A 24439-nucleotide genomic window follows, 5' to 3' on the forward strand; every position below is an offset into this window, starting at 1 on the left:
ACCGCCATTACTGGCAGGTCACGACGCTCACAGGCAAGTTCTCGCTCGCCGTGCCGAGTCTCTCGCGCGATGCCGTGGTGATCGAACCGCCCGGCGGCAGGCATGCCGATTGCCCCATGCCGCCACCTTCCATTTGCGGCGCGCCGTTATTGAACGACTGCCACGTGATGACGACCGACGCGCCGCAATTGTTGATCAGGTCGGTGTAGTCGAGTCCCAGCTTGGCGTTTTTCCCGCGATATTCCCGGTCGATGCAGTCTGTCGAAAGCTCGCTCGGCTCGAAGCGCGGCGAAGCCGGCGGCGCCGCGCGGTCGCCGGCGGCACTCGCTGCGCCGTGCGCGAGAAGCATCAGGAGAAGGACGGCAAGTTGGCTGTGCGCCAGTTTGCGGCAAGCTGTCATTTCTTCACCTCGTTTTTTTGGGTGTCGATCACCGTCAGTTAGCTTCCCGCAGAACCAGGCGTCAAGGGCCAGGAGGCGCCTTACGTGGGCAAACAGACAGTGTTCGTCACCTTTTTAGTAAGGAATTCGAAATGACTGGCGCGATACCCGCGTAACACTCACAAGGCCTGCACCTGCACTGCGGGTCCGGGAGCGCCGCCCACATTGGGCGCAATCACGAGGTATCGGCGGTGATCGGCAACGCCCGCTGTGCCCGGCGTACCGGGCGTAACGACTTGCCGAATCTGGCCCAGCGTGTTGACGATGGCCGAGCCGGCCGGATTGGTCTTGAAGCTCGCGAGCACGTCAATGCTGCCACTGCCGTCGGCGTGGTCGGAAAGACCGAGGAAATACGGCTGCCCTGCCTGCAGCCCGGTGACCGCCGCCTGCAGCACCTGCAGCAAGCCCTGATCGAACAACGCCACCGAAGTGGGCGCACCGCCCTGTCCGGCGGGCGCGCCACCCACCGGAATCAGCGACACGTGCGTCGCCTCGCCCGCCGCGCCAAGCGGCTGCGTGTTGGCCGTGCCATCGCCTTGCGGCACGGCGTCGGGCACATACGCCACGGCTTGTGGCGCCTGGCCGACCGGCACCGTGGCGATGACCTTGTTGGTCAGCGTGTCGATTGCCGTCATCGCATCGCCGTTTTCGAGGCCCACGTAGACACGCGTGCCATCGCCGGACGGCCAGATGCCATGCGGCAGGCTGCCAACGGCGATGGTCGCCACCTGCGAAAAGTCGTCGGTACGGAACACCTTGATCTGGTTCAGGCCGCCCACCGTGACGTACGCAAACATGCCGTGAGCGTTCTGCACGATGTTCACATGATTGGTGATCGGTCCCGTGTCGAGCGTTTTCAGCAGCGCAAACGGCGGGCGCGCGTCGAACACCTGGGTCTTGCCCACATCCTTGAGCGTGAACCAGACCTGCCTGCCATCCGGTGTAGCCGCGATGTTCGGGCAGAACGGGCTCGCCTGCGTGACCTTCGCCACGATCTGGTGATCGGCAACCGAAACGACATCGGTCTCCGGGTTGAACGACGAACAGATATACCCGTACTTTCCGTCCGGCGAGAAGATCTGCATGCCCGGCCCGGCTGGCACGACGATGCGGGTCTTCTCTTCGAAGGTCTTGCCATCGAGCACATCGACGTAATTCTCGCCGCGCACGGTCACCCACACCTCATTGCCGTCTGGCGTGAAAAAGGCCTCGTGCGGCGAACGGCCCACATAGGTCACGTGCCTGACCGAATTGGTTTGCGTATCGATGAACGTCACCGAATTCGAGCCGATGGAAACAATGGCGAGTGTGCGGTGATCGGGAGAAAAGCCCATACCGTGCACGAGCAACTGACCGTGATACAGCGGGCTGAAGTTGGCCGGAGTCGGCTCCCCGAGCCGAATGACGCCGATCAGACGATTGGCGGCGGGATCGATGACCGATACGGTGTTCGAAAACTGATCAGACGAATAGACGCGGTCCCGATGGCTGACTGGAATATCGGCAGCTGCGAGCGATCCGGGGACCTGCCCCGCTTCGGCGAGCGTTGATGCAACAAGCGATGCGGCAATCATGGCCGCGCCAAGAACGAAGTTGCACTTCATGGTGATGTATTTCATGGCGTTGTCTCCTGCGTCGTGACGCGCGTGGGTCAGTGGGACATCGGAGCGGGCACAGCGATCGAGTCATGCACCGCGAAGCGCATGGCGACGATCTCCTGCTGTTGCTCAACCACGATCTCCTGAGCGATCCTGCGCAACTGTTCGTTGTGTCCGTGCCGCAGTTCCGCCATGGCCATGTCGATCGCGCCCTGGTGGTGTGGAATCATCGTTGCGACGAAATCGCGGTCGATATCGCCTGTGGGCTTCGCCGCCATCCCGGCCATCATCTTCGTCATGGCCGCGTCGTTCTCTGATAAAAACAGGCCTTCTTCGCGGTTGCGGGAAGGTCCCGCGTCACTCGAGGGCGCGGCGCATAGACCGGCCAGGGAAAGCACGGCCGCACCGCACACCGTTGCTCGTAAAACGAGTCGAATTGCAGCGTTCATGACGTCCCCTCCGTATCGGTCGAATCGCATTCGACGTGAAGGCAAACAGCGCACTAGCCGATTTACTCCATGCGGACCAAATTTGCACTGCAGATTGTCGCGCCGCGAAACGTTGTCAAACGCCTTGCGGCTTCCAGGCCCTGGCCGGCCGAGTGGAATAACCGCCGCCAAACGCGTGTTCGTACCGTCAAGTTCGCGTAGGCGGGCGTACCATCAATGCACATCGAATGAAGGTCGCACGCGCAGGCCCGACTCACTCGCTTTTTGCCGGGCACCGTGCAGCAGATTGGCCGCTTCAGAGCGGCGAGGAGCATTCCATGGCCGCAGGCATCGGGCTTCAAGATCAAGGACGGCAACTGCTGCCGTTTCGCGAGTCGGTGTTGGCGATGCTCGGCGTCGCGTCGGTGTCGATGCTGATCGCGCTCGACCAGACCATTGTCGGCACCGCGTTGCCGCGCATCGTTGCGGAACTCAAGGGCTTCGAACTCTATGCATGGGTCGCGACGGCCTACATGCTTGCCTCCGTCATCACCATTCCGATCTTCGGGCGTCTGGGCGATCTGTTTGGCCGCAAGCCCTTCATGCTCGCCGCCATTCTTCTTTTCACCGTCGCGTCGGTGCTCTGCGGCATGGCGACCAACATGCTGTTTCTCGTGCTCGCGCGCGGCCTGCAAGGTATTGGCGGCGGCATCATGATGGGGACAGTTTTTGCGACCGTCGCCGACCTGTTCCCCGATCCGAGGCTACGCCTGCGCTGGCTGGTATTCGTCACCTCCGCATTTGGCATTGCGAACATGGTCGGGCCCACGCTCGGGGGCATGCTGACGCAGCACGGAAGCTGGCGGCTCGTGTTCTTCGTCAACGTGCCGGTGGGTCTGCTGGCGCTGTTCTTCGTGCACGCTTTCCTGCCGCACCTGCACCATGCGCGCGAAGGGGCGAGGCTGCGCCTCGACTGGCTCGGCGCTTGCGTCGTCGCTGTCACGTTCGGCGCACTGCAGCTCGTGATCGAACTCTGGCCGAAACAAGGATGGACGACGACGACGATCGTGCTGGCAGTGATCGTACTGGTCTTTTCGCTAACGCTTTTCTTCTGGGAAAAGCGCATGGGCTACCCGATCATCCCCGTGGACATGCTGCTCGATCGCAAGCTCGGTCCGCTCTTTGCGATGTCGGTGCTTGGCGGGTTCGCGTTGTTCTCGCTCGTTTTCTACGTGCCGCTGCTGTTCCAGGGCGGCTACGCGATGTCGCCGCGCGCCTCGGGCATGCTGATCACGCCGCTCCTGCTCGGCACAACGGTGGGCAGTTTCGTGAACAACCGCGTGGTCACGCGTATCCGGCGCGCCAACGCGATCCTCTACATCGGCTTCGCACTGTCCGCCTTCGCGAGCCTCGCGGTGGTCGTGCTGCGAGGCAACGAGCCGCATCTCGTGTGGATGGCGTGCATGGGCGCGAGCGGCCTCGGCCTGGGCCTCGTGGGTACGAGCCTCACGGTCTGCTCGCAGCAAATCGTGTCGCGCGACCATCTCGGCGCCGCCACGGCGATGCTGCAATCGCTGCGCACTTTCGGCGGCATGCTGGGCACGGCGATGACCGGCGCACTGCTCGGGCACCTCTACACCATGGGCGTGAATCGCTCGCTGGACTCGTACCAGGCAACGCAGTGGTTCAAGTCGTTTGCGAGTCCCGAACTGCTAGTGGACCGCGCCGACCAGGCCGCGCTGATCAGTCGCCTCGTGAGCGCCGGGCACGCCGGCGACGCGATGATGAGCTCGGCGCGCAGCGCGCTCGTGGATTCGATCCACATGGGCCTCGTTGTTGCCGCCATCGCCGCGCTCGCCGGCCTGTGTCTCGCGTGGTTCGTGCCGCCGGTACAGGTGGGGTATCTCGAGGCGCGGCCGTAAATGAACCCCGAACATTATTTCACCCGAATTTCATTTCAATTACCGTTTAACATAGACGTAATAATTTGGTAATTAGGGAGTAATCGAGGGTAAGCATAATTCGCCGCCGTCAGTCTGCCATCACCACACAGCATCAACCACGACGACGGAGCCCTCAGCATGTCCGCATCACACCACCGAATTGCGCTGCCACTCTACCTGGCAGTGCTTACCAGCATTGCTGCACTAACCGCCTGCGGCGGCGGCAATAGCGACCCCGCCAGCACCGCCGTCATCCCCGCGCCGCCCGCCGACCCCGGCTTCGTGGACAACGCACCGATTCCCGACGTGCCCGCCTTCGTCGACAACATCGCGACCAACCAGCGCGGCGACGCGCGCTACGCCACGCTCGCGACCAACGCGGGCGTGCGCGTGGTGGCGCGCTTTCTCGATCTGTGGCAGCCGCTCACGCTGCTCGTGGACGCAGGCGTTTCCGCCCCCGCCAACGGCACGTTCCCCGCAGTCGTGCAGTCCACATGGACGGGCGTGCCCACCGACGGCACGCCCAACGGCACGATTCTCAACAGCACCGTGTTGAACGCGAACATCCAGTACGTTGTGAGCGCAACGACACAGCGCACCCAGGCGCAAGCGGACGCCGCCTACTACGACGACCGCCGCGGCAAGGGCTACAGCGTGACCGACGGCATGGGCCCGCTCACCGCCGCCTGGCGCGCGGCCGCGCAGCAAACCACGAGCATCACGTCGATTCCCGCTGACGCAACCACCACGCTCTACAACGACTCGGGCAACAACACGGGCGTGGGCAGCACGAGCAACGCGACGTTCGGCAAGGTGGTGGACCTGCTCAACACCATGGGCAACAACGCCTCGACCGAACCCGCCAAGCGCTTCTACAAATACGCGCGGCCATTCCGCTGGAGCACGAGCGTCGTGGTCGACCCCACGCTCGTGCCGGCGATCAGCACGACGCCTTCGACCGACGGCGGCTTCATCAGCGGCCATGAAGCCGAAGCCATGCGCGACGCGATGACGATGGCCTACCTCGTGCCCGAGCGTTACCAGGAAATGGCGAGCCGCGGCCTCGAACTCGGCGAGAACCGCATTCTTGCGGGCATGCATTCGCCGCTCGACGTGATCGGCGGACGCATGTTCGCGCTGGCCGCCACGGCCGCAAATCTCTACGACCCCGCGAACGCCACGCTCAAGAACGCGGCCTACGCGCAAGCGCACAGCGCGCTCGAACAGGCAACCGGCACGAGCACCACGACCTTCTCGACCTTCGCGCATTCGGGCACGAGCGCGACTGACCGCTTCGCCGACTATGCGACCAACAAGACGGAATTCGCACGCCGCATGACGTTCGGCTTCAGCCAGATCGAATCGACCGAAGCGCCGCCTGTCGTACCCAAGGGCGCCGAGGTGCTGCTCGAAACGCGCTTCCCGTATCTGAGCGCCAACCAGCGCCGCGTCGTGCTGAAGACGACCGAAGTCGTCTCGGGCTATCCGGTCATGGACGATTCCGAAGGCTGGGGCCGTCTGAACATGTTTAGTGCTGCCGATGGTTATGGCGCATTCAGCGGCAACGTGATCGTCGCAATGGACGCAAGCCAGGGCGGCTTCAACGCCGCCGACACCTGGCGCAACGACATTGCCGGCTCGGGCAAGCTCACGCTGCAGGGCAGCGGCACGCTCACGCTCGCGGGCAACAACAGTTACACGGGCGGCTCGCAGGTGAGCGGCGGCGTGCTCGCGGCCGCGTCGGCCACGGCCTTCGGCAACGGCGATGTGTACGTGGGCTCCGGTGGCAGCGTGACCGTCGCGGCGGCCGCGCCGTTGACGGTAGCGGGCAAGTACACGCAGCTCGACAGCACGACGCTCGAACTCGACATCGACGGCAACGGCGGCGGACGCCTGCGCGTGGGCGGCCAGCTCACGGTGGCGGGCGGCACGCTGCACGTGAAGTTCGTGAACGGCTATGCGCCGAAGGCAGGCGACACGATCGACCTGATCGACGGCAGCGGCGCGTCGGTCAAGTTCGCGACCGTCACTGTGGATGGCTTCAAGGCCACGCCCGTTTATTCTTCGACCGGCGTGGCGGTGAAGCTCTCGGCTTCGTGATGTAGCCACACTGGAAAGCGGCCCCGAATCACAATGGTTCGGGGCCGTGTTTCATGCGCCGAACACCGGAGCTTGCGATTTCGCGAGGCTCGCAAGCGCCTCTCTCGCCCCTCCGTCAACGGCACGAGATCGCATGCCGTGAGACACCCGCATAACAGCGCACGTCCATCGGTCAACGCGTGGCGCCGGGGGGCAGACCAAATCGGGTGTTTTCGCCACACCGCACCCGGCAAAGGTTGACGCGCGCAATGCGCGGCCATTACCCTTGCGCGCTGATGGTTCCCGGCGACGGGATCAAAAGGGAACGCAGTGCAAGACTGCGGCTGCCCCCGCAACTGTCAGCGGCGAGTCCATGCCAAAGCGGGCCACTGGGAAACCGGGAAGGCCGGCAACGGACGTCGACCCGCGAGCCAGGAGACCTGCCATCAGCCGAGTCCAGCAGCCGCAACGGGCGGGGATCCCCAATGCGCAAGCACCGCCCATGCGGCGGCTGCCCGTTGCAAGGACAGCCCTGAACAAGCGCTGTTTCCAGCCACCGCATCATGAAGTTTCGCCAGTTCGTTTTGACTTCCGCCGCGCTCGCCTGTGCGTGGCAAACCGCGCATGCCGCCGACGCATCGCCCGCCCAGGCCCAGCAGCAAACCACCGACGACACCACGCTGCCCAATATCCTCGTCGTGGGCGACACGCAGCACCTGCCGCAATCGTTCGACCAGCGCTACGCGGCCACCCAGGTGCTCACGCGCGCCGACCTCGACCGCGTCTCCCCCATCGACCCCAGCATTGCGCAGGCGCTCGCCACGCTGCCCGGCGTCACCGTCTCGCAGACCGGCGGGCCTGGGTCGTACACGGGAGTGAGCATCCGCGGGTCGTCGGCGGACCAGGTGGCCGTGTTCATCGACGGCATACGCGTGGGCTCCGTCACCACCGGCACGGCCGAATGGGGCGATCTTGCGACCGACTCGTTCGACCGCGTGGAGGTGATCTCGGGTCCCGCGGCCGCCTCGTTCGGCGCGGACGCCGTGGGCGGCGTCGTGCAGCTCTTCACGCGCCATGCGTCGAACCAGCCGAACCAGACCACCGTGTCGTTCGGCGGCGGCTCGAACAAGACCTTCGACACGCAGGTGCGCACCTCGGGCACGATCGGCTCGACCGGGCCGCTTGCCGCGTTGAGCGGACTCACGTATTCGCTGGGTCTGCACGACTACAACACGGCCGGCATCGACGCGACGCAGCCCTGGGCCTACGGCCACGAAGCCGGCCGCAACCCTTACCACGCGCAGAACCTGGACGCGCGCCTTGGCTATGCGCACGACAACTGGTCGATCTCGACCTTCGCGCTTTACCACCGCTCCGATCTCTCTTACGACAACGCGGGAGGCAACGACCGCCAGCGCGACAACCAGCTCACGACCGGCCTCGCGTTCCACCTCGACATCACGCCGACCACGCAGTTCGATCAGTCGGTGGGGTACGCCACCGACCGTCAGTTCCTCTATTCGAACGACCCGACGATCCCGACCGACGAGATCGATTCGACGCGCTTTGCCACCTCCACGTCGCTCACGCATCAGGAAAGGGGCCACACGCTCTTCGGCATGCCGCTCGACGGCGAGACCAAGCTCGCCTACGACTACACGCGCGAACTGGCGTTTCTGCCTGTGGATGTGCCGGGCGGCCTGCCCGCGCGCAACGATTCCGCCGTGTCGATGCATCAGTCCACAACGCTCGGGCCCGTCACGCTGTTCCTCGCGGGGCGGCACGAGATCGTGCAGGGGGAGTCGGTCAATACGGGCAACGTCGCGCTCTCGTGGGCGATCACACCGGTCTACACGGCGCGCGTTTCGTATGGCAATGCGTTCCGTCTGCCCACGTTCAACGACCTGTACTATCCAGGCTACTCGAACCCCAACCTGCTTCCCGAGCGCAGCGACTCGGTCGAGGCGGCGCTCGATGCGACCACTTCGATCGGCACGTTCACGGCCGCGGTGTACGACACGCGCGTACACGACCTCATCACGTACAACTCGCAGACCTTCCTGCCGGTGAACGTGGGCCGCGCGCATATTCAGGGTCTCGACCTCTCGTACAAGGGCACGCTTGGCAACTACACGCCGGTGAGCCTCACGGTGGGGATTCTGAATCCGCAGGACGTGACCGACCAGACCTGGCTCAATCGCCGCCCGCGCCAGACGGTGAGCCTGAGCGTGGATCACACGTGGGACGAGTTCCAGCTCCACGCGCTCAGCACCGGCGTTTCGCTGCTGTATAACGGCTCGACGTTCGACGACCAGCTCAACACGATCTACCTGCCTTCGTGGACGACGGTGAGCCTGCGCGCGTCGTACAAGGTCAATGCGCATCTCGCGCTTTCGGCCACGCTTGCGAACGTGTTCAACCGGCAATATGTGACCGCGTACGGGTACAACACGCTCGGGCGCACGGCGTTTGGGAAGGTCACTTATACGTTTTGAGGATCGGAGCCAGCGGCTGGACGGCGGTTGTCCGCCTGGCACCGGCTCCAGATATTCCTGAAGACCGCTTCGTGGTAATTGGCGTCCTTGCTCAACAGGTTGGTCGCCTTGCTCAGCCCACCACCTGCCGTCAGGTGTTCGATGTACAGCAAGCGCCGGATCTCACGCATATAGCTCGCAGGCAGCGGCATTTCGCCCTGCCGGCGGCCCTGGCGGCTCCGGTCTTCGTTCGCCATCGGCGTTTCGACCGTATAAAGCCCACGCTCGTGATTGATGAAGCACGCAGGCATGAGCGGATCTTCCATCACGCACACGCATTGGCGTTCGAGCACTGGCGCAGGAACCAGATTCTGCAGCCACTCCAGCGCGTGCTGCCATATCTTCCACGCGCTCTCTTTTGTCGGCGTAGCGTTGTGTTGCGCATGGACGAAGCGCAGGCATTCGACAACGATGTCCTCCTTTACGCAATACAGAATCTGGAACCCGGCCCGCAAATAAAGCACCAGTTGCAGAAGCTCATAGCATCGGCCCAGGATATGCGCCCCGTTGGGCGTGCACCCCTCGCGAGGCTCACCTCGCAGCAATTCGGGAAACAATAGAAGCGGCAACCCGGAAAACACGATCAGCGCGGGATTGCGCGCCGACTGCACTACGCCCCCCGCCCCCGCGGCAACTGCGGCCGCGGCCGCGTTTTCGGCGGGCGTTTGCGCGGCGCCGGTTGGCCGCACGGCGCGAGCGGCACTGCTTTCCTCGCGCTTCATTCGTTCGTTGTGCTTGCGAGCGTCGCGTACGATATCGCCAATCGCCTTGCCAATACAGGCCCCGTTCGGCAAACCGCCGCCCTCTTCGTCGGCCCAGCGACGCACCCGCTCCCATGGAATGCTGAACGGAATCCCCACGAAATGCAGGCCGAGCCAGCTCGTCGTCAGCAAGTCGACGCGGATCTGCTCCGACTCGCCTATCGAAGTGTCCGGCGATTTTCCGCACCACGTCAGGAGCGCGCTCTTGCTGTCGGGCTCATGCGGCGAGGCCATCAGCAATTCAACCGACTGCAGGAACACTTCGGCCAGCGTCTGAAGCGGCAGGTCGGACGGCTGCGCCGCCTCGCGCTTTGCTGCGCTCTCTTCATGGTCTTCCCCGGCCAGTTCGCGCGCCACGCGCTGCGCGACCAGTTCCGGGTCGTGCAACGTCCACTTGCCGTCGGGCTGGCGGGTCACCAGCTTCGCGTAGACGCGCTCGGCAAGGTCGTCGATGTGCCTTGCCATCACTGAAAGCTGCGAAACCGGTACCGGTTCGGGCCTTGCGGCGTCGTTCATTGCAGCTCCCGGTAAATGAGGCTGGCGGCAAGCGTGCCCTTGTCGTCGGCGAGACCGACAAGAAACTTCTCGATCAGCCCGCGAAACACGGTCTTCGCATCCGTTTCGCTCCACTTCTCGACAAAGCCGTCCTGGAACTGCAGCCAGTCGCCGAAACCGATATCGAGCAGGATCTGGTCGACGATGCCAGGCAGCAAGGGAAGATCCATCTGGTACAAGCGCCTGATCATCAAGACCTGGGAGAACACAGCGCAAATATAGTCGCGCGCACTGGCCGCGCGCGAAGCCGAGCGCATGATGTCCTCCACGGCCCAGCTCACGAGATTCATCCCCGTGCGCTCGCCCTCGCGCGTGATGTCGAGCGTGAGATCGCGAAGATAGACCTGACCCGGCGGCTTTCCGAGCAATTGATAAACGGTGCCGTCGACAACATGCATCCAGTTCGACGAATCGCCAACCCTCACGTCGTAATTCGCACGCACCCCGTGTTCCGCCTGAAGGTCGCGCGCCGCCTGCTCCAGCACCACCGTATGCCACACGAGTCCGATAAAACGGAGAAAGTCCGTTGCACGGTCCCTATCCGGCTCGCTGGCGTCGCTCCACGGCTTCACGAGCCTGAGCGGCATGTCGGTGATGATCAGCACCCTGTCGCGGCGCCCCCGCATCAACGCGGAGTACAAGGTTTCGCGGGGCGGGTTCTTGTCGAAGTAGAGCGGCCACTTCTGCTTGCGCGGGGCATCCAGCCATTCCCCGTCGATATCGAGCAAGCGGTAGACGGCATAGATTCCCGCCCCGTAGCCCTTCGGCGTCGTTGCACGGCGCGGGTCCACCGGAACACCATAGGCCTTGTAGAGCTGCCTCTGACTATAAGGTGTACCCAGTGAATTTCTGATGCTGCCAACCTGCCGGTTCAGTTCCGCGATGACGTCGCCGACTTCCGTCGCGCGTCGCTTCAGATCGGTCTGCAACGCACCTAGACCACTCGTATGTTTCTTGATCTCCTCGGCCTGCTGGCTCATTTCCCACAGTATCGAGCGCGCCGTCGCGTGCTGCTGTTGCAGCGCCACGAAATGCTCGGCCGCAACGTAGATGGCGAGGACCGCCATCAGGAAAACGGCCGCATCGTCGTGACTGCGGCGGATCATTGCAGCAAAGAAGATCAGTGTCGGCACGGCAAAACGAACGTGGGGATTGCCTGCCCAGCGGCGCAATCTCGAGGTCCCGGCCGTTGCAGCCTCGCCATGTCCCTCTTTCTTGCCCGCGCTCTCTAGCCCGTGCATCAGAAAGGCGAGAAACGTGAGCGCCAATACGAATACCCCCTGGAAGCTCGTTTCCTCCTGTTCGTCAGTCAGCAGATCGCTCATCACCTTCCTGACGGTGTCAAGCGGCCGCTCGGACTGGCTGGCGGACGCGGCCTTGGGGGGATGGAGCGAGGATGGCGCAGTCTGGCCTGGCGCGCCCGCGTGCACTCCCGCAGACGCCGCAACGTGTGGCGCTGCGTTGAAGGACGGCCAGAAGAACAGGTAAAGGACGGCAGCAAAAACGCACGCGCAATAAAGCACCCACGTCAAAAAGCGTCGCCAGCCTAAGCCGTTGGCATTTTCCTCGCCAACGCGGTCGATACCATTGCGCAACGGCTGGTCGTTCCCGGTTTGAATGACAGCACCGTTGCCGGGCGTATTGTTTCCACCTTCCTCGGCCATGGCGCTTCCCCAAGGGCTGCTCCGGATATCGCGACGCAATCCGCCGAATGAGCATAGGCGACAGCACGGTGACATTCAAGGCAGCACGTCAGGGTCGGCGCTGCACCCATCGATATGGATCGCTAACTATTGATGACGAACACCTGCTCTGCACACCTCCATCGGGATGACAAAAAGCGGCGCCGGCACGTGCGCTGGCGCACAGACAGTGGCGATGCCTTCACATAACAAATCGCCGCCGGTCGCTATCTCGGCCGCCGCACCGCGCGAATCTTCCCGCTGTTCCCGCCGCCGCAGAAGAACTGCTCGCCGCCATCGGACTCCAGTCCCGAAACGGCAGTTCCGGGCGGCATGTCGAGTTGTTCCAGCACTTCGCCCGTGCCCGGATCGATGTGCCGCAAGTCGCTCTCGTCGCCTTCCCACGTGCCGTGCCACAACTCGCCGTCCACCCACGTCACGCCCGTGACGAAGCGGCTCGATTCGAGCGTGCGCAGAATCGCGCCCGTCTGCGGATCGATTTGGTGGATCTTGCGCTCGCGATACACCCCGACCCAGAGCGTGCCGTCCGCCCACGCAAGCCCCGAGTCGCCGCCACCGCCGGGCGCGGGAATCGTGGCGAGCACGCGGCCCGTTTCGGGGTCGATCTTGTGGATGCGGTCTTCGGAAATCTGGAACAGGTGCCGCCCGTCGAACGCCGTGCCCGCGTGCGCCGCGATGTCGATCGAGCGCTGTGTCTGGCCACTCTCGGGGTCGAGCGACGCAATGCGCTCGCCCACGGCGAACCAGACCTGCTTACCGTCGTAGGTGACCCCGCCCACCTTGTCGATGCCGGGAAAAGGGCCGTACTCGCGGACGATTTCGGCAGTCGTTCGTTTCATGACTTCCTCCTTCAATGAAAGGGCAGGCGTTCATCCTAATCGCCCGGCAGCGGCGCGGGGAGTAACAAGGTCGTCGCGAATCCGGGAACAGGCGGCGTGGTCCAGCGGCGCGCGCGGCCGTAGCCGAACGACTGCACCTTGTCCGCCGCGGCGAGCGAATCGAGCGCGCGTTGCACGGTGCGCTGGCTCGCGCCGAGCGCGAGCGCCAGCGCCGAACTCGACCACGATTCGCCGTCGGCAAGAAATGCGAGTACCGCTGCGTGCTTTTCTTCCACAGGCCGCGCCAGCACCACCACTTCGCTCGCAGTGCGCGGCGCCAGCGCGAAGCCTTGCTGCGTCGAGCCGATCTCGGCCACGTCGCGCAACAGCGTGCGCAAGCGGCCAATTTCCACGCGCAGCCGCGCTCGATGCGTTTCGTCGGCGTGTTTCGTGCGAAAGGCGCGGGCGATCAGCACGTCGCGCGGCACATCGGCAGGCCACGCCTCCGCGAGCGCGCGCGCGAGCACGAACAGCACGGGCCGCCTCGCGAGTTCGACGACCGTCGCGCCCTCGCGCGCAACGTAGCGGCACGCATCCACGACGAGCGCCTTCGAGGAGAGCAGCGCCTCGACGTCTTCCAGCAGCAGCACCCGCTCTTCGCCACGCGCGATGAGGCGCGCGGCCGGCGAGGTCAACAGCCGCGCGGCGCTCTCAATCTCGGCGCTCAGCGCCGCGATGCCCGCTGCGCGCGCCGCGCGCGCGGCCTCTGCAAGCGAGCGCCGCGCGACCTGCGTTTGAATGCGCCGCATGGCAATGCCCGCGGCGATCAACTCGTGCGCCGCGCGCAAGGCGGGCGGCAGTGGCGCGGGATCGGTTTGTGCGAGCATGCCGCCGGCCTCGTCGAGCCGGCCAATGAGCAGCAAACGGCGAATTTCCAGGTAGCGCGCGTGCGCGGCATTGAGACGGTCGCCATGGGTTTCGAGCGTTTGCCGCGCCGCAGCGAGCGTGTCGGTGGGCCAGCCGAGATCGCGCGAGGCAAGCGCAATCTCGGCCTCGGCGACCACGCAGCGCGCCTGCGCCACGGCCTCGCGCGCGCCGAAGCCGCGCGCCGCGCTGCGCAACAGCGTTTTCGCACGCGCGAAGTCGCCGAGCTGCGCCATGGCGATGCCGCGCAACGCGAGCGCGGGCGCATCGTCGCGCAAGGCGACCCGGTTCAGCGCGCCGACCGGATCACCGGCTGCGAGCGCGCGCGCCGCAGCCGTTATCAGCGAATCCATCGTCATGCGAATCCCGCCACACTTGTCACTCCCCCGGCTCCTCGGTCCGCGCCTAATCTAACACGGCGATCAAGCGAATCATCGATCGAACGACGCGGCGGCGCGCACAGCGCGCCGTCACCCCAGTGAATCCATAGGAGCACCAGGCAATGTCCCATACCACAGGAACACGCGAAGACTGGCTTGCGGCGCGTATCGAACTGCTCGCGGCAGAAAAGGAACACACACGGCGCGGCGACGCACTGGCGCAGCAGCGCCAGGCGCTGCCGTGGGTGCGTGTCGACAAGACCTATCGATTCGAAACCGAAGATGGCGGCGCGACACTCCCCGATCTCTTCAAGGGCCGCTCGCAACTGCTCGTTTATCACTTCATGTTCGGGCCGGATTACGCGGCGGGCTGTCCGTCGTGCTCGTCGATTGCCGATGGCTTCGACGGCATCGCCGTGCATCTCGCGAATCACGACGTTCGGCTCATGGCCGTGTCGCGCGCGCCGCTGCCCAAGCTGCTGGACTATCGCAAGCGCATGGGCTGGCACTTTCCGTGGGCCTCATCGAGCGGCAACGACTTCAACTTCGATTTCAACGTGTCGTTCACCACGGCGCAGCAGCGCGCGGGCGACATCGAATACAACTATGCGCGCAGCGGCCACGCGATGGACATGAATCCGCCGCCCGCGCCCGTCGCCGAATTCGCGGCGAGCTGCGGCACCGACGCGGCAACCTACACGCGCGACCGCCCGGGCCTCAGCGCATTCGTGCTGGAAGACGGCGTGGTCTATCACACGTACTCGACCTATGCGCGCGGCCTGGATGGCGTGTGGGGCATGTACCAGTGGCTCGACCGCGCGCCGAAGGGTCGCAACGAGACCGGCATCTGGTGGCACCGGCATGACGAGTACACGCAAAGCTGAGGCGCATCATGGATAACGTCGGCATGACGGTACGGCGGCACGGCGGTCCGGCTCCGCGTGCGATTTTCTTTGGCGTTTCGTCGCTGGTCTTTGCGGCGAGCACCGCGGTGACGTTCGTCTGGTGTGCGTCGATGGAGGCGATGGGCGGCACGCCCATGCCCGGCGGCTGGACGATGTCCGCGCTCTGGGCACCCATGTGCGGGCGCACGTGGTTCGACGCCGCCGTATCGTTTGCCGGCATGTGGAATGTCATGATGGTCGCGATGATGTTGCCTGCGCTCACGCCGGCTTTGTGGCGGTATTTCGAGGCGATGGGCGATGAACGCACGGCGCGGGCGGGCGGGATGACGGCGATGGCTGGCGTGGGGTACTTCTTCGTGTGGCTCGCGGTCGGCGTGCTCGTATTCGCGGCGGGTGCGCAACTCACAGCGCTAGCCGTCGCGGCGCCTGCGCTGGCGCATACGGAGCCGGCCGCGGCGGGGGTTGTCGTCGTGCTGGCGGGCGCGCTGCAGTTCTCCGCGTGGAAAGCGCGCTGGCTAGCGTGCTGCGGGTACTCGCCGTCGTGCGGGCACGCGCGGCTCGATGTGCGGGCGGCGCTGCGTCACGGCTTGAGGCTCGGTCGGCACTGCCTGTGCTGCTGCGGGAATCTGATGGCGGTGCTTCTCGCAGCGGGTGTGATGGATCGGCCCGCGATGGCGCTGGTCGCTGCGGCGATTGCCGCGGAGCGATGGCTGCCGGGCGGCGCAAGAGTCGCGCGGGGGATTGGGGCGGCCGCGATTGCGGTGGGCGTGGCAATGGTCGCTCGGGCGGTGGCTGCATAAAAAAATCGCCGTTCCGCACGCGCGAAACGGCGATAAAACGCTCCGACTCTAACGTCGAACTCACGCCTCCAGACTCATGCCTGCACACGAGCCTGATCGACGCTCCGGATTGTTATTAGCAGTCCGGAGAAACAGCGAGAGGCCGACTGGATTCAACCTCTACGCTGCCGGGCGAAGCCCGGTGCAACCGGGGGGACTCCCGGCCGCACCGTACTGCGCGCCTCGTGTGGCGGCTTACATGCCGCCGAAAGACTTCTTGACCGTCAGCTTGTTGGTGACCGACGTCACACCGGGAACACCCTTGGTGATTTCCTCGACCCTGGCGATCTGTGCCGTGTCCGAAACGGTCCCATTCAGCGTAATCGCACCGCCCTTCGCGCCCACGCTGATGTTGCCCGCGTTGATCGACTTGTCCTTGCCGATGGCCGCATACACCTTGCGGCGCATGGCGCGATTCGCCTGCCGGTCGGACGGAACCGCCGCGGGAGCCGCGGTCGCGGACGCCGCCTGCGATTCGGCGGGCGCGCTGGCAGCGCCTTGGGGTTGTGCCCACGCACTCATGGAAGCCACCGCGACGAGCGTCGCGACCGCCAACCCGGCTACCGTGGTTTTTTTCATAAATTGCTCCATCTTTTCTAGGGTGTATGAGGATCAGAACGCGTGACGAATACCGACCATCGCCGCCGTCGTCGACTGGCCCGGCGCGACTGGCGCACCGTAGACGATCGTCTGGTTCATGGTCCCCTTGTTGCTGACATAGCCGACCTGGGCATACGCCTTGGTCGCCTTCGAGAGGTTGTATTCGGCGCCTACGGCGACTTCGCTCGAATGATTCGCCGAGTTATTGCGGTCCTTCAAATAGTAGTACCCCGAAGTGACCTTGAAGACCGGGCTGAACTGGTAACCGAGGCCGGCCGAGATCATTTCGAAGTTATAGGTCGCCTTGGTGAACAGGCTGGACGAGTTCGACGAGCTGAACGAGCCGGATATCGAGAATCCGCTGATCGTGTACATCGCGCCGACGTAGTAGAAGTTGTTGTTGTTGCGCCCCGTGGCCGGTGCGGCCGGCGTCGTGGGGAAGTTGCCCGCGTACGGATTGGTGTCGTGGCCGCTGTAGTAGACCCCAGCCAGGTTCAGGCCGTAGTTCGAGTACTTCAGCACGGCCGATTCGCGCGTGCCGCCCTGGAACTGCCCCGGCACGCCGCCCGGCGCGTACTCCAGCTCGAGCGAAGCGCCATAGAACTTCGGCGATCTGTAGACGATCGCGTTGCTGTCATAGAGCGCGCCGATCGGCGCGTTCGTGCTCGTGCCGGGCCACCCGGCCGCCTGATTGAGGCCCAGCCACGCGGTCAAAATACTGCCGAAGTACTGTGCGCCGCGAACGTCGGTGTCCGCCATCGCGTAGATCATCGGGATGATCTGGCGGCCCGCGTCGATCGAACCGAACCAGCCCGACCCGCCAATGGTCGCGTACTGGTTGAAGACCGCGGTCACGCCCGGCGTGTCGGACAGGCCCGTCTTGCCGTTGTTCGACGTGAACGAGCCTTGCAGCTTGAAGTTGATCTTGTAGCCGCCGCCAATGTCCTCGGTGCCCTTCATGCCCCAGACGCTCGAAAAGATCCCGCCGTCCTTGAGCTGCCAGGTGCTCCCCAGATTCTTGGCGGTCCCCGAAAAGTTTGCGGCCGAAGTGCTTTGATACAGCAGGCCGCTGTCAACCACGCCATAAAGCGTGACCGATGATTGCGCATGCGCTGCGCTGGCGAACAAGGCCAACGCTGCGAGGCTACCGAACTTCAATTTCATTGCCGATCTCCGTGTGTGGCTGCCGGGTGGTCCCCGCGCCTTTTGTAGTTGCCTTAAAGGGTATTACCTGAATGAATCGTTGTGACCAGAGGGCTTAACACGCTTGCAAGTAGTGCCCGCCGTATTGATCGCGCAGCTGGTTCTTGAGCACCTTGCCCGTCGCGCCAATTGGCACGGCGTCGACGAACAGCACGGCGTCGGGCTTCCACCACTTCGCCACGCGGCCGTCGAAGAACATGAGCAGGTCGTCCGCTTCGAGCGCGCTGCCCGGCTTCCTCACGATCAGCAAGAGCGGCCGCTCGTCCCACTTCGGGTGGCGTGCTGCAATGCAAACCGCTGTGGCGACTTCGGGGTGCAGGCTCGCGACGTTTTCAATGTCGGCGGAACTGATCCACTCGCCACCCGACTTGATGACGTCCTTGCTGCGATCCACGATCTGCATGAAACCGTCGGCATCGATCTTCGCCACGTCGCCGGTCGGGAACCAGCCGTCCTGCAGCGGCGAGGCGTAGTCGCCGCCAAAGTACTCGCTTGCGACCCAGTGGCCGCGCACCTGCAAGTCGCCGGCGGCATGGCCGTCCCACGGCAGTTCCTCGCCGGCAGCGTCAACGATCTTCATGTCGATGCCGAACACCGAGCGCCCCTGCTTCGCCTGAAGCGCGTAGCGCTCATCTTCGTCCAGCGCGCTCTGATGCGCCTTGAAACTGCAAACCGTGCCAACCGGGCTCAGTTCCGTCATGCCCCATGCATGAATCACGTCGACGTGATGGCGCTTCTGGAACGCCTGGGTCATCGCGGTCGGGCACGGCGCGCCGCCGATGATCGTGCGGCGCATGGACGAGAACGAACCGTCCACCGACTCGACATGGGCAAGCAGGCCTTGCCAGACCGTCGGCACACCGGCCGAAAGCGTGACCTGCTCTTCTTCGATCAGTTGATACAGCGACTTGCCATCGAGCGCCGGGCCCGGAAACACGAGTTTCGCGCCCGTCATGCAGGCAATGTACGGCAGGCCCCATGCATTGACATGGAACATCGGCACCACCGGCAGGATCGTGTCGCGCGCCGAGCAGTTCAGCGCGTCGGGCAGCGCCGCCGCGTAGGTATGCAGCAGCGTCGAGCGGTGACTGTAGAGCACGCCCTTCGGATTGCCGGTCGTGCCCGACGTATAGCAAAGCGACGACGCGCTGTTTTCGTCGAGCAGCGGCCATTCGAAATCGGCCGTGTGATTGTCGATCAGGTCCTCGTAGCAGAGGAGTCTCGAGCCAAGACTATGGCTGCGCGGCATATGCGCACGATCGGTCATGGCGACAAAGAACATCGGGCTCGTTACGCGCGCCGCGACGCTCTCGATGAGCGGCAGGAACGTGAGATCGAAGAAGATGATGCGATCCTGCGCATGTTCGATGATGTAGACGAGCTGATCGGCATGCAGGCGCGGATTCAGCGTGTGAAGCACCGCCCCCGAACCCGAAACCGCGAAGTACAGCTCCATGTGCCGGTAGCCGTTCCAGGCCAGCGTCCCCACGCGCTCGCCCGGCGCGATGACGAGGCTCGACAGCGCATTCGCCATGCGGCGCGCGCGCTGCGCGAGATCCTGGTAGCGGTAGCGGTGAATGTCGCCTTCCACGCGGCGCGAGACGATTTCGCGCGCGCCGTGATGGCGTTCTGCATGGTTGAGCAGCGAAGCGACCAGGAGCGGTTGCTCCATCATCAGGCCTTTCATGGTTTGCTATCCTAAGTAACTTTTGTTCGTGTGCGAGATTCGAATGCCGTGCTGCGCGGCTATGCCTGGCTCGAAGCCGGCGTTGCCAGCACGCTCAGCAGCAACTTTCCTTCTACGGCGCGCACAGGAAATGTCGTGAGCTTCAGTCCACCCGCGCCCGGCATACAGCCGCTGCGCACGTCGAAGCGCAGCCCGTGCGCCGGGCAGCGCAACATGCACCCTTCGAGCGCGCCGCTCGCGAGCGAGGCGCCGTTGTGGGGGCACGAATTGTCGACCGCGTGCATCTGCCCTTCGATATTGAACAGCACGATGCTGCGGCCGTCGACGAAAACCAGCTTGCGCTGGCCTGGCGCAAGTTCGTCGGCCGCGCCGACCGGTACTTCACGTGTCATTCCCTTTCCCCTCGACTTCCCTCGACTCGCATCAATTTCCGACCGCCAGCGCCATCGCACCGGCCATCGCCACCGGCGAATACACGCCCGAGAGCGAATAACCCTTGTTGAACACGAAGTACGGCACGCCGGTCACCCGCGGGTCGGCGTAGGGTACGCGCTGTCCGGTCGGGTCTGCGAGGCGCTTCGATGCAACCAGGTGCGCCTCCAGGCTCTCGCGTTCGAGGCCGCATTCAAGACCCAGGCATTCGAGCACCGCGTAATCGCCGATGTTCTGGCCTTCCATGAAGTAAGCCTTGAGCACGCGGTCGATCAGCGCCGCGCTCTGTTCGCGCGCGCCGCGGCTAGCGGCAAACGTGACCAGGTCGTGCGCGGCGGCCGTGTTCGGCAGCACCGCGATGCGCTCGAACGCGAACTCGACACCCGCATCGCGCCCCGCGCGCTGCACCTGCGCGCGCCGCGCGGCCACCGCTTCGGCGCTGCCAAGGCGGTCGCGAAAGAACGCCTGATACGGCAGACCTTCGAGCGGCGTCCACGGCAGCAACTGGTGCGAGCGCCACTGCACCCGCACGCGCACATCGGGCCGCGAACGCGCGAAACGCGCGAGCGCCGCATCGAGATTGCGCTTGCCGATCAGGCACCACGGGCAGATGAAATCGAAGAAGGCCTCGATCGTCAATACGGCCGGTTCACCCGCGTCGCGGCTCGCCTGCGCCGCCCACTTTTGATCAGACAAGTTCATGAATCAACATCTCGGCCATGGGCCATTCGCCAAATCCCGCCGCCGGATTCAGATGCCCGACTTCCCCAAGGTCCACGAGGGTGCTGCCCCAATCCTTCGCCATCGCCGCCACGCGCTCGAAGCGCGCAAGCGGATCGTTGCGGCTCGCGCCCACGATGCTCGGGAACGGCAGCGGCTTGCGCGGAATCGGCGTCCAGCCGTGCTCGACGAGCGCATCAAACGCCGGGTAACCGGCCGGCAGCGGCGTTTCGAGGTCCGCCGGCGCGGCGAGCAGCGCGCCATGAATCTTGCGGCTGTGCTGCTGCGCCCAATGCACGGTGATCATCACGCCCGCACTGTGCGCCACGAGAATGACGGGGCCGTCGATCTTCGCGAGCGCCGCGTCGAGCGCGGCCACGCGCGCCGCGCAGCTCAGTTTGTCGTGCTCGAGCGGCGGCACCGAAGCGGCCTTGGGCAGCTTGCTTTCCAGCAGCGTTTGCCAGTGCTCCGGCACATGGTCGCGCAACCCCGGGACCATCAAGATGGTCGGTGTGGTGTCCAGCGTCATTGGTTTGGGTCTCCTGCCTGCATCACTACGGCTTCAGTACGGCTTGTCGCCGATAATGCCGGCGCGTTCCATCTTGCGGTGGCAGGGCGGATAGTCCATCACGGCATAGTGCTGGGTGCTGCGGTTGTCCCAGATCGCGATGCTGTTCGGCTTCCAGCGCCAGCGTACCTGGTACTCCGGAATATAGGCCTGGCTCACGAGATAGCGCAGCAGGTCGCCCGCGCCCGGATTGGCGTCCTGACCGAAGCGCACGCGCTCGGGCGTGTGATAGTTCGTGATGTGCGTCGTGAACGCGCTCACGAACAGCACCTTCTCGCCGGTTTCCGGATGCGTGCGCACCACCGGGTGCTCCGCGTCGGGAAACTGCGCCTTGAGTTCATGGCGTTTTGCGATCGGCATGGCCGCACCAAAGCTCGCTTCGATGCTGTGGCGCGCATACAGACCGTCGATCTGCGCCTTCACGTGTTCGGGCAGCTTCTCGTAGGCGAGCACCATGTTCGCCCACATCGTGTCGCCGCCCACGGGCGGGCATTCCACGCAGCGCAGCACGGCACCGAACTGCGGCGCCTCGCGCCAGGTGGCGTCCGCGTGCCAGGCGTTTTCGTAGCGGTCGTTGGGCTGCTCGGGGTTCTTGTAGATGCGCACGAGCCCCGGATGATCCGGGTCGCTGCCCGCGACCGGATGGTCCTCCAGCTCGCCGAAACGGCGCGCGAACGCCACATGCTCGGTGCGCGTGATGTTCTGGTCGCGCAGGAACAGCACGCGGTGCTTGAGCAGCGCCGCGCGAATCTCGGCAAAGAGGCCGTCGTCGTGAACCGCATCGGCGAGATTCACGCCAGTCAGTTCCGCCCCGATGGCATAGGTCAGTTGTTCGACTTTCATGTTGCGCTCCTCAGATGACGAAGACCGACGATCCCGTCGTCTTGCGCGCTTCAAGGTCGCGGTGCGCCTGCACCGCGTCTTCCAGCGCGTAACGCTGGTTCAGTTCGATCTTGATGCGGCCCGCCGCAACGTGCCCGAACAGCTCCGAAGCCAGTTCGTTCTTCTCCGCGGGGTCGGCGATATAGTCCGCCAGCGCCGGGCGCGTGAGATAGAGCGAGCCCTTCATCGCGAGGATCTGCGGATTGAACGGCGGAATCGGGCCGGAAGCCGTGCCGACGCACACCATCAGGCCGCGGCGCTTGAGCGAATCGAGCGACGCTTCGAAGGTGTCCTTGCCCACGCTGTCGAACACCACGTTCACGCCCACGCCGTTCGTCAGTTCGCGCACGCGTTTCGCGACATCTTCGCGACCGTAGTAAACGATGTGGTCGCAACCATGTGCGCGCGCCACCTCGCCTTTCGCCTCGTTCGACACCGTGCCGATCACCGTGAGGCCCAGCAGCTTCGCCCACTGCGAGACGATCAGGCCGACCCCGCCCGCCGCGGCGTGCAGCAGGATCGTGTCGCCGGCCTTGAAGTCGTGAATGCGGCGCATGAGGTACGACGAAGTGAGGCCCCGCATGGTCATGCCGGCCGCCGTTTCGCATGCAATCGCGTCTGGCAGCTTGATGAGCGGCGCCGCCGGGATCAGACGCTCCGTGCTGTACGCACCGAGCGTGTTGATGAAGCCGGTGTAGGTCACGCGGTCGCCCACGGCGACGTTGCTCACCTCGGGGCCCACGGCCTCGACCACGCCCGCGGCCTCCACGCCCATGCCAGCAGGCAACGGCACGGGATACAGGCCGGAGCGGAAGTAGGTGTCCGCGAAATTCAGGCCGACTGCCTCATGGCGCAGGCGAACCTGTCCGGGGCCGGGGTCGCCCACTTCAACGCTCTCATAGCGCAAAACTTCGGGACCGCCGGTTTCGTGGAAGCGCACTGCTTTCGCCATGTTCAATCTCCTGTTCTTTACTCAAACGCATTGACTGGAACTCAGTCAAGCCGACTCAGACTGCAAATTCAGATTCATCGTTGTGCGTGACCACCGGCTTCTTCGCGCAGTGTGTTCACACGATCCAGATCGACGGCGTAGTTGCGCTTGCCGATCAGGAAAACACCAGCCGCCACGAGCGGCGCAAACGGCACGAGCTGCAGCGCGCCGAGCAGGCCGATGTGATCCGCGGCCATGCCGGTGAGCACCGCGGCGGGCGCAAGACCGAGCAGGTTGTTCGCCAGCGTGAGCGTGGCGAACGCCGAAGCGTGGATCGAGGGCGGCGTGAGGTTCGCCACCATCGCGCCCGAGGGGCCCGCTGCGCCTGCGCAGAAGAACATCGCTGCGCCGATCAGCACGAGCTGCGCCGGGCCAGCCGGCATGCGCAAGCCCACCGTGAGCAGCACGAAGCAGAGCAGGCAGTATGCGATCGCAATGCTCCATTTGCGCGCGCCGTTGTCCTTGCTGAAGCGGTCCGCGAGGTTGCCGCACACCACCATGCCCACGCCCGTCACGAGCACGAACAACGCGGCGGTCGCAGCCGCTTTGCCGGTCGCCATGCCGTAATAGCGGTTCAAAAAGCTCGGCAGCCAGCTCCACACCGCCGCGGGCACGAGCAGGTGCAGGCCGCTGCCCACATACGCGCACACCACGGAGCGCGTGGAAAAGAGGCCCTTGAGCAGCGCGCGCAGGCTCAGGCGCATGCCAAGGCCATTCGTCTCGCGGCTCACGTTTGCCGGCTGCAGCGGGGCAATGCGCTTTTCCGTCACGACGATGCGATAGATCACGACCAGCACGATACCCAGGACCGCCATCGCGCCAAATGCCGCGCGCCAGCCAAGCTGCGCCGCGACCGCGCCGCCCAGCGCCATGCCGAGCACCGAGCCGAACGCGCCGCCCGCCATGAAGGCGCCCGTGATCGTGGAGCGCAGCCGGACCGGAAAAATACTCAGGACAACTGCAATACCCACGCTGCCATACGCCGCTTCGCCAATACCCACGAAGGCACGGGCGAGCAGCATTTCGCCAAAGTTTGTCGAGATCGCGCAGCCCAGCGTCGCGATGCTCCACAGCGCCGCCATCAGCACGATGCTCTTCACGCGGCCCCAGCGGTCGGCGAGCACCGAAAGCGGAAACGTGAGCACGCCCACCATCAGCGCGACCACACTGCTCAGCGAGCCGAGCTGCGTGTCCGAGAGGTTCCACGTGGTCTTGAGCAGCGGAAACACGGCATTCAAAACCTGGCGCGACATGTAGTCCGAAAGCAGCAGTCCGACTGTCAAGGCGAACACGACCCACGCATAGGCGGGCACGCTCGATCGGGTCGTCGTCAATTCGCCCGCAGTGGGCTCAGCATGCGTAAGCATGAGTTGTCTCCTGGGTGACCCGCTCTTCGTCGGGTTCCGTTGTTCTCTCAGGTCTGCCGGCACGCACGAAGCAAAAGCCAAAC

Annotated in this window: 21 protein-coding genes and 1 riboswitch; of the genes, 5 read left to right on the forward strand and 16 right to left on the reverse strand. The window is 64.7% G+C overall.

Annotated elements, in window-relative coordinates; genetic code table 11:
• Window positions 1–7: 7 nt before the first annotated feature.
• The 3 genes from U5A65_RS02680 to U5A65_RS02690 form a co-directional block, all read right to left on the reverse strand.
• Window positions 8–400, reverse strand: a complete 393-nt coding sequence (locus U5A65_RS02680) for a hypothetical protein (protein ID WP_321945405.1) — start codon at window positions 398–400, stop codon at window positions 8–10.
• Between the two features lie 158 nt (window positions 401–558).
• Complete coding sequence (locus U5A65_RS02685; RefSeq protein ID WP_415764288.1) at window positions 559–2043, reverse strand: YncE family protein; 1485 nt, start codon at window positions 2041–2043, stop codon at window positions 559–561.
• Window positions 2044–2090: 47 nt separating this feature from the next.
• Window positions 2091–2486: a DUF305 domain-containing protein gene (locus U5A65_RS02690; protein WP_321934551.1), complete on the reverse strand. Its 396-nt coding sequence runs from the start codon at window positions 2484–2486 to the stop codon at window positions 2091–2093.
• Window positions 2487–2803: 317 nt separating this feature from the next.
• Here U5A65_RS02690 and U5A65_RS02695 point away from each other — a divergent pair, with 317 nt between their 5' ends.
• From U5A65_RS02695 to U5A65_RS02705, 3 genes are all read left to right on the forward strand, one after another.
• Window positions 2804–4387 (forward strand): MFS transporter, encoded by a 1584-nt coding sequence (locus U5A65_RS02695; RefSeq protein ID WP_321908475.1) that lies wholly within the window; start codon window positions 2804–2806, stop codon window positions 4385–4387.
• 159 nt (window positions 4388–4546) lie between these two features.
• Window positions 4547–6508 carry an acid phosphatase gene (locus U5A65_RS02700; protein WP_321945406.1) on the forward strand — a complete coding sequence of 654 codons (1962 nt, stop codon included), beginning with the start codon at window positions 4547–4549 and terminating at the stop codon, window positions 6506–6508.
• Window positions 6509–6767: 259 nt separating this feature from the next.
• A riboswitch (cobalamin riboswitch) is annotated at window positions 6768–6950 on the forward strand.
• Between the two features lie 100 nt (window positions 6951–7050).
• A complete protein-coding gene (locus U5A65_RS02705) occupies window positions 7051–8982 on the forward strand; it encodes a TonB-dependent receptor domain-containing protein (RefSeq protein WP_321945407.1) in 1932 nt (643 codons plus the stop codon).
• Here U5A65_RS02705 and U5A65_RS02710 read toward each other — a convergent pair.
• From U5A65_RS02710 to U5A65_RS02725, 4 genes are all read right to left on the reverse strand, one after another.
• Window positions 8970–10298 carry a hypothetical protein gene (locus tag U5A65_RS02710; RefSeq protein WP_321945408.1) on the reverse strand — a complete coding sequence of 443 codons (1329 nt, stop codon included), beginning with the start codon at window positions 10296–10298 and terminating at the stop codon, window positions 8970–8972. The genes U5A65_RS02705 and U5A65_RS02710 overlap by 13 nt on opposite strands.
• Window positions 10295–12001, reverse strand: coding sequence for a hypothetical protein (locus U5A65_RS02715; protein WP_321945409.1), 1707 nt, complete (start codon window positions 11999–12001; stop codon window positions 10295–10297). The genes U5A65_RS02710 and U5A65_RS02715 overlap by 4 nt, the downstream gene beginning before the upstream one ends.
• A 245-nt stretch (window positions 12002–12246) precedes the next feature.
• Window positions 12247–12879, reverse strand: a complete 633-nt coding sequence (locus U5A65_RS02720) for a PQQ-binding-like beta-propeller repeat protein (protein WP_321908466.1) — start codon at window positions 12877–12879, stop codon at window positions 12247–12249.
• Between the two features lie 35 nt (window positions 12880–12914).
• Window positions 12915–14135, reverse strand: coding sequence for a helix-turn-helix domain-containing protein (locus tag U5A65_RS02725; protein WP_321945410.1), 1221 nt, complete (start codon window positions 14133–14135; stop codon window positions 12915–12917).
• Window positions 14136–14284: 149 nt separating this feature from the next.
• On the opposite strand from U5A65_RS02725, the gene U5A65_RS02730 reads away from it, so the two are divergent.
• Both U5A65_RS02730 and U5A65_RS02735 read left to right on the forward strand, forming a co-directional pair.
• On the forward strand, window positions 14285–15046 hold the full coding sequence (locus tag U5A65_RS02730) for a DUF899 domain-containing protein (RefSeq protein ID WP_321945411.1): 762 nt from the start codon (window positions 14285–14287) through the stop codon (window positions 15044–15046).
• Window positions 15047–15054: 8 nt separating this feature from the next.
• Window positions 15055–15867: a DUF2182 domain-containing protein gene (locus U5A65_RS02735; RefSeq protein ID WP_321945412.1), complete on the forward strand. Its 813-nt coding sequence runs from the start codon at window positions 15055–15057 to the stop codon at window positions 15865–15867.
• 234 nt (window positions 15868–16101) lie between these two features.
• On the opposite strand, the gene U5A65_RS02740 is transcribed toward U5A65_RS02735, so the two are convergent.
• The 9 genes from U5A65_RS02740 to U5A65_RS02780 form a co-directional block, all read right to left on the reverse strand.
• Entirely contained in the window at window positions 16102–16485 is a 384-nt protein-coding gene (locus tag U5A65_RS02740) for a BON domain-containing protein (RefSeq protein WP_321908458.1), read from the reverse strand.
• A gap of 33 nt (window positions 16486–16518) precedes the next feature.
• Window positions 16519–17670 (reverse strand): porin, encoded by a 1152-nt coding sequence (locus tag U5A65_RS02745; RefSeq protein ID WP_321908457.1) that lies wholly within the window; start codon window positions 17668–17670, stop codon window positions 16519–16521.
• Window positions 17671–17764: 94 nt separating this feature from the next.
• The gene (locus U5A65_RS02750; RefSeq protein ID WP_321908455.1) at window positions 17765–19396 is read right to left on the reverse strand and encodes a 3-(methylthio)propionyl-CoA ligase; all 1632 of its coding nucleotides are present in this window, start codon (window positions 19394–19396) and stop codon (window positions 17765–17767) included.
• 59 nt (window positions 19397–19455) lie between these two features.
• The gene (locus tag U5A65_RS02755; RefSeq protein WP_321945413.1) at window positions 19456–19788 is read right to left on the reverse strand and encodes a Rieske (2Fe-2S) protein; all 333 of its coding nucleotides are present in this window, start codon (window positions 19786–19788) and stop codon (window positions 19456–19458) included.
• Between the two features lie 31 nt (window positions 19789–19819).
• Window positions 19820–20530, reverse strand: coding sequence for a DsbA family oxidoreductase (locus U5A65_RS02760; protein ID WP_321945414.1), 711 nt, complete (start codon window positions 20528–20530; stop codon window positions 19820–19822).
• Window positions 20517–21077, reverse strand: coding sequence for an RBBP9/YdeN family alpha/beta hydrolase (locus tag U5A65_RS02765; RefSeq protein ID WP_321934560.1), 561 nt, complete (start codon window positions 21075–21077; stop codon window positions 20517–20519). The genes U5A65_RS02760 and U5A65_RS02765 overlap by 14 nt, the downstream gene beginning before the upstream one ends.
• Window positions 21078–21110: 33 nt before the next feature.
• The gene (locus U5A65_RS02770; RefSeq protein ID WP_321908448.1) at window positions 21111–21959 is read right to left on the reverse strand and encodes a TauD/TfdA dioxygenase family protein; all 849 of its coding nucleotides are present in this window, start codon (window positions 21957–21959) and stop codon (window positions 21111–21113) included.
• Window positions 21960–21969: 10 nt separating this feature from the next.
• Window positions 21970–22950, reverse strand: coding sequence for a quinone oxidoreductase (locus U5A65_RS02775; protein WP_321908445.1), 981 nt, complete (start codon window positions 22948–22950; stop codon window positions 21970–21972).
• A gap of 74 nt (window positions 22951–23024) precedes the next feature.
• On the reverse strand, window positions 23025–24356 hold the full coding sequence (locus U5A65_RS02780) for an MFS transporter (RefSeq protein ID WP_321908443.1): 1332 nt from the start codon (window positions 24354–24356) through the stop codon (window positions 23025–23027).
• Window positions 24357–24439: the final 83 nt, after the last annotated feature.

Origin of the sequence: Paraburkholderia sp. J10-1, assembly GCF_905220165.1 — a bacterium.
GTDB lineage: Bacteria > Pseudomonadota > Gammaproteobacteria > Burkholderiales > Burkholderiaceae > Paraburkholderia.

Excerpts from the sequence above, each read along its gene's own strand:
- U5A65_RS02765 (WP_321934560.1), bottom strand. The coding sequence starts at position 21,077 with ATGACGCTGGACACCACACCGACCATCTTGATGGTCCCGGGGTTGCGC.
- U5A65_RS02680 (WP_321945405.1), bottom strand. The coding sequence starts at position 400 with ATGACAGCTTGCCGCAAACTGGCGCACAGCCAACTTGCCGTCCTTCTC.
- U5A65_RS02775 (WP_321908445.1), bottom strand. The coding sequence starts at position 22,950 with ATGGCGAAAGCAGTGCGCTTCCACGAAACCGGCGGTCCCGAAGTTTTG.
- U5A65_RS02755 (WP_321945413.1), bottom strand. The coding sequence starts at position 19,788 with ATGACACGTGAAGTACCGGTCGGCGCGGCCGACGAACTTGCGCCAGGC.
- U5A65_RS02735 (WP_321945412.1), top strand. The coding sequence starts at position 15,055 with ATGGATAACGTCGGCATGACGGTACGGCGGCACGGCGGTCCGGCTCCG.
- U5A65_RS02725 (WP_321945410.1), bottom strand. The coding sequence starts at position 14,135 with ATGGATTCGCTGATAACGGCTGCGGCGCGCGCGCTCGCAGCCGGTGAT.
- U5A65_RS02720 (WP_321908466.1), bottom strand. The coding sequence starts at position 12,879 with ATGAAACGAACGACTGCCGAAATCGTCCGCGAGTACGGCCCTTTTCCC.
- U5A65_RS02740 (WP_321908458.1), bottom strand. The coding sequence starts at position 16,485 with ATGAAAAAAACCACGGTAGCCGGGTTGGCGGTCGCGACGCTCGTCGCG.
- U5A65_RS02770 (WP_321908448.1), bottom strand. The coding sequence starts at position 21,959 with ATGAAAGTCGAACAACTGACCTATGCCATCGGGGCGGAACTGACTGGC.
- U5A65_RS02730 (WP_321945411.1), top strand. The coding sequence starts at position 14,285 with ATGTCCCATACCACAGGAACACGCGAAGACTGGCTTGCGGCGCGTATC.
- U5A65_RS02705 (WP_321945407.1), top strand. The coding sequence starts at position 7,051 with ATGAAGTTTCGCCAGTTCGTTTTGACTTCCGCCGCGCTCGCCTGTGCG.
- U5A65_RS02750 (WP_321908455.1), bottom strand. The coding sequence starts at position 19,396 with ATGAAAGGCCTGATGATGGAGCAACCGCTCCTGGTCGCTTCGCTGCTC.
- U5A65_RS02685 (WP_415764288.1), bottom strand. The coding sequence starts at position 2,043 with ATGAAGTGCAACTTCGTTCTTGGCGCGGCCATGATTGCCGCATCGCTT.
- U5A65_RS02760 (WP_321945414.1), bottom strand. The coding sequence starts at position 20,530 with ATGAACTTGTCTGATCAAAAGTGGGCGGCGCAGGCGAGCCGCGACGCG.
- U5A65_RS02780 (WP_321908443.1), bottom strand. The coding sequence starts at position 24,356 with ATGCTTACGCATGCTGAGCCCACTGCGGGCGAATTGACGACGACCCGA.
- U5A65_RS02690 (WP_321934551.1), bottom strand. The coding sequence starts at position 2,486 with ATGAACGCTGCAATTCGACTCGTTTTACGAGCAACGGTGTGCGGTGCG.
- U5A65_RS02715 (WP_321945409.1), bottom strand. The coding sequence starts at position 12,001 with ATGGCCGAGGAAGGTGGAAACAATACGCCCGGCAACGGTGCTGTCATT.
- U5A65_RS02745 (WP_321908457.1), bottom strand. The coding sequence starts at position 17,670 with ATGAAATTGAAGTTCGGTAGCCTCGCAGCGTTGGCCTTGTTCGCCAGC.
- U5A65_RS02695 (WP_321908475.1), top strand. The coding sequence starts at position 2,804 with ATGGCCGCAGGCATCGGGCTTCAAGATCAAGGACGGCAACTGCTGCCG.
- U5A65_RS02710 (WP_321945408.1), bottom strand. The coding sequence starts at position 10,298 with ATGAACGACGCCGCAAGGCCCGAACCGGTACCGGTTTCGCAGCTTTCA.
- U5A65_RS02700 (WP_321945406.1), top strand. The coding sequence starts at position 4,547 with ATGTCCGCATCACACCACCGAATTGCGCTGCCACTCTACCTGGCAGTG.